At 40.9% G+C, this 2,563-nt stretch carries 2 protein-coding genes; one reads left to right on the plus strand and one right to left on the minus strand.

The features are described 5' to 3' along the window. Window positions 1-84 precede the first annotated feature (84 nt). Complete coding sequence (locus DPF93_RS20895; RefSeq protein ID WP_114767925.1) at window positions 85-402, plus strand: helix-turn-helix domain-containing protein; 318 nt, start codon at window positions 85-87, stop codon at window positions 400-402. A gap of 15 nt (window positions 403-417) precedes the next feature. Here the strand turns inward: DPF93_RS20895 and DPF93_RS20900 are convergent, their stop codons facing one another. Further along, window positions 418-726 carry a type II toxin-antitoxin system RelE/ParE family toxin gene (locus DPF93_RS20900; RefSeq protein WP_114767926.1) on the minus strand — a complete coding sequence of 103 codons (309 nt, stop codon included), beginning with the start codon at window positions 724-726 and terminating at the stop codon, window positions 418-420. Between the last annotated feature and the right edge of the window lie 1,837 nt (window positions 727-2,563).

The following is a 2,563-nucleotide window of genomic DNA, read 5'->3' on the forward strand; positions in this document are numbered from 1 at the left end:
CTAACTAATTTTTGTATAATGCGCGCCCATATGGCACGCACATAAAATGCACAATGAACAGCAATAAACAAAGAAGGGGGGGTTATGAGTAAGTCACAAAACCCACTTGAGTTGTTGGCACAAAACCCGATTGAATTAAGCTTGGTATCAATCAAATCAAAATTAATGATTGTTGTTACAAAGCTCATTCGAGAAAAAGGGTGGACTCAAGCTCAAGCTGCCAAGGAAATCGGCGTGTCCCAACCAAGAATAAGTAACTTAATGAATGGTCAAATATCCAAATTTTCAATTGATATGCTCTTGGAAATTCTAGGACAACTTGGCTATCTTTTAGATGTATCATTTGATCCAACAAATGACTATCAACCTATAAAAATGGAAGTAAAAAAGACAGCGGTATGAACGCTGTCTTTGGGTCTAGATACGTGAAACTCGTTGTTTTATCGTATCTTCTTCTTTCTTGTCGGTTCCATTGGATGTTTTGGAGAACGCATGAACAACGTGAATGATGTCACCACGAATGACATACACCAGACGATAGGCTGGTTTTCCGTTCTTCTTGAGTTCAAACACTCCTTTCCCCAATCCATTCATTGGCTTTGATGTTGATAGTGGCTGCATACCATATTTCATCATTTCCAAATCTTGGACGAACTTTTCACGAACTGGTTGTGGAAAGTTCTCTAACTTTTTATACGAATCGCCCTCGAATTCGACTGCTTTCATGATTACCTCCTGAGGTATTGTTTATCGCTCTAATGAGCCGGTTTTGTAAGTTTTCCATGTGATTACCTTTTATCTACATTTAAAAAATTTAGGCTACTCCTAAGTAGCCACGTTAAGAATAAACCGAGACATTTTGCTCGTCAATATGCAAATTTTTATATAATCAACAATTCTCCCTTTCCTGTTTAAAAGACGTACATCAAGGCGCTCGCTAAGGTGCGCTTTAGGAGCAATATGTTAAATAGCCAAGAAACCCTATAAAAACGGCTATCAGACCCCATAAAATGCCGCTAAAGCTCCTTTAAACACCTAAATCAATCCGGTATACCGCTAAAATGCACTGAAAGTTTGTAACAGTTTTAGGCGGCGTCCAGCTGATTTTTAACATCGTTTCAGATTCATTCGAATTTCGTATGAAAAATTGCAGATCTGCAATTTTCGCGTCGCAGACCCTTCGGAGAACAGGAGCATTTTGAACACAGAGCGAAGTGAATGTGATACAAAATGCGTTTCCTGCCTCTCAATACTCATCCCAGCAAGACAAAAAAATACAGACAGAACCACAAAAAAAAAGAAACAGTAGTTCCCTGTTCAAAAACAGGTGTAGGTGGGTGAGATTGTATTGTAGGGCACACCTAAAACAGGTGTAGGCGCACCATATAGGCTTGTAGGAAGGCGTAATCAAACGTAGGGACAGAAGACCTCGCTAGCCCAGGTTAAAAGGTTTTATTTGACCTGGGCTAGCGAGGAGACAAACGAAGTGCGTCAGAACGCTCACTGTGGACAAAGTGGGACGGATAAACCGCCCCCAACTTTGACACACAGCCGCTAAAGAAACCCACGTGAAAACGGAGAGTTTGTGCTCCGCACTCAATCAGTTTTTTTATTTAATTTGTGTTGAAAGAAACTAAAGAAGTACGAGAAAACAGCCCTTTCGGCTGCGCCGACCCCTACCCAAATCAAACTGATTTTAGGCATCGTTTTGGTCGCTTTCCGTTGGAGTTTTGTCTCTTACCCTTTCGGGCTGCCCTGCGCTGTGAGTAAGGCTTAACGCCCCCATTCCAGTCTCACAACACCAATTCTTTATTCCTTTTCCGCTTCTCCCCTCTAGCAGCTGCAAGGGGCGGTTTTATCGGGCTAAGCCTAGTTGGAATTGGTGCCTTTACCTGCCACCTATGGAACTTCCCTTGGTCGGTGGCTGATGCGCGTCGCTCTGTCCAAAACATCTTGATCCAAACAGAGTGCAGGAATACTTGAAGTGCTTAAACGATATGGGCTATCATGAAAGGACTTACCAAGGGGTCAATCTTGTAAGTATTCCGAAAAAAGCCGACTCGCCAAAGTCGGTTTTTTCACATCTGGACAAAAGCTTACGTCCAAAGAAAAAAGATCGCAATGAGATCCTTTCCAATTCGCTTCATAAAGCTGAGCTCTCTCATTGTTAATTTTAAATTTATCAGCAAGCACTCGCTTCAATATTGCCTCTTAACAATCTGTAATCAAAAGAAAGTTCAGAAATAGATTTGTAAATTTTTCCATATAAGCCTCAAATTTGCTTGCCTTTTAGTTGACAACATTTTTTTAAAAAGGCAAATTATCCATTGCAGGCTATACTAATTTTTGTATAATGCGCGCCCATATGGCACGCACATAAAATGCACAATGAACAGCAATAAACAAAGAAGGGGGGGTTATGAGTAAGTCACAAAACCCACTTGAGTTGTTGGCACAAAACCCGATTGAATTAAGCTTGGTATCAATCAAATCAAAATTAATGATTGTTGTTACAAAGCTCATTCGAGAAAAAGGGTGGACTCAAGCTCAAGCTGCCAAGGAA

Origin of the sequence: Vibrio rhodolitus, assembly GCF_003350325.1 — a bacterium.
Taxonomy (GTDB): domain Bacteria; phylum Pseudomonadota; class Gammaproteobacteria; order Enterobacterales; family Vibrionaceae; genus Vibrio; species Vibrio rhodolitus.

Bases quoted from the DNA above. Each gene is read 5' to 3' on its own strand.
- DPF93_RS20895 (WP_114767925.1), top strand. From the start codon at position 85: ATGAGTAAGTCACAAAACCCACTTGAGTTGTTGGCACAAAACCCGATT.
- DPF93_RS20900 (WP_114767926.1), bottom strand. From the start codon at position 726: ATGAAAGCAGTCGAATTCGAGGGCGATTCGTATAAAAAGTTAGAGAAC.